Below are 1,482 nucleotides of genomic sequence, written 5' to 3' on the forward strand. Positions count from 1 at the left end.
GACCCGCCCACCACGGAACGGCCGCAGCTCCCGCAGCACCGCCACCGCGGCAGCCGCCGCGTTCTCGGCGGCCCGTGGCTGCCAACCCTCCCCGTCCGCACGGGACTTGCCCGCATCGGCCCGGTCGCTGATGCCCCGGATGACCAGCGCGTCCCCGCCGGCGAGATCCACGGCGCTCACGACTCCCGAGCCCTCCATCTCGATGGCCGCCGCGTCGTTGTAGTGCCGCCGCAGGTGTTCCGCGAGCGCGGACTCGGGTGCGGCCAGGACGACATCGCCCGCGGCGATCGGCTTCAGGTGGGCATGGGGGTCGTCCCGCAACGCCTCCCGGGCGGCCGCGGTCAGCCGGTGCGACGCGCGCCACGCCTCCGGTCGTACGAGAAAGCCCTCCGGTGTCTCCTTGCCGCCGTGGATGCCGTACACCTTCGTCGCCACCACGACGTCGCCCAGCCCGATGTCGCTCTTCAGGCTCCCGGCGACCCCCACGAACAGCACCGCCTGCGGCTCCAGCCACGTCATCACCCGCTCGGTGAGCGCGGCGGCCGTCAGGTTTCCCTCGCCCATCTCGACCAGGGCGACGGACCAGGGTGTGCCGGGGAGTCGGCCGACCGCGGCCCGGGTGCCTCGCGGATGCTCCCGCTTCCGTACTGCCGTGAGATGGGCCTGTACGGCCTTGTACTCCAGCGGCAGCGCGGTCAGCACCGCGACAGTGGGTGGCAACTCAGGCATCTCAGACACTCCCTTAAGGTACTTCCAAGTCGCCTGCGCAGATGCTGTGTTGGCACCAGTGGGGGAGAGGCTAGGGCAATGCCGGAACGTGACGTCACCGTGGGCCAGTTGCTCCTCGCCGAGTACCAGACCGTCAAGGACGAGCAGAAGACCCGTATCGGCTTCCGCGACAACCTCCTCTACGTCACCCTCACCGTCGTGGCCGCCGTCATCGCCGCCGCGGCCCAGGCCAAGCGGTCCGAGATGCTGCTCGCGCTGCCGCCGGTGTGTGCCGTGCTCGGCTGGACCTACCTCGTGAACGACGAGAAGATCTCCGCGATCGGGACGTATGTGCGGGACGACCTGGGACCCCGGCTCGCCGAACTCACCGATGCCCAGGCGGTCTTCGGCTGGGAGACCGCCCACCGTTCCGACAGCAGCCGCCGTTCCCGCAAGGTCATCCAGTGTGTGATCGACCTGCTGGCGTTCTGCGTCGTTCCGCTCGCCGGGCTCGGCGTCTACTGGTTCGCGGGGCAGACGTCCTCCGGCCTGCTCGCCCTGTCCGTGGCCGAGGCGCTCATCGTCGTCGGCCTCGGCCACCAGGTCCTCAGTTACGCGCGGCCCTTCAACTCGCCCCGCCTGCTTACCCCTTGACCCACCGGTACTGCAACTCCGGCCGCCCTACGGTCCCGTACTGCGGACTCCGCGCCGCCCGCCCCGCCTCCACCAGATGCTCCAGATACCGCCGAGCCGTGATCCGAGAGATCCCCACAG

The 1,482-nt window shown here is 70.4% G+C and carries 2 protein-coding genes and 1 pseudogene; 1 reads left to right on the top strand and 2 read right to left on the bottom strand.

Going from position 1 to position 1,482, the window contains the following annotated elements; genetic code table 11:
• A partial coding sequence (locus AC31A1_RS51295) for a 5'-methylthioadenosine/S-adenosylhomocysteine nucleosidase (RefSeq protein WP_489659897.1) occupies window positions 1-729 on the bottom strand: 729 nt, incomplete at its 3' end.
• Between the two features lie 78 nt (window positions 730-807).
• On the opposite strand from AC31A1_RS51295, the gene AC31A1_RS51300 reads away from it, so the two are divergent.
• Window positions 808-1,362, top strand: coding sequence for a hypothetical protein (locus AC31A1_RS51300; protein ID WP_489659898.1), 555 nt, complete (start codon window positions 808-810; stop codon window positions 1,360-1,362).
• Here AC31A1_RS51300 and AC31A1_RS51305 read toward each other — a convergent pair.
• Window positions 1,352-1,482, bottom strand: a pseudogene (locus AC31A1_RS51305) (two-component system response regulator); the annotation flags it as partial. The gene AC31A1_RS51300 and the pseudogene AC31A1_RS51305 overlap by 11 nt on opposite strands.

Source organism: Streptomyces sp. P5F9, from assembly GCF_057961495.1.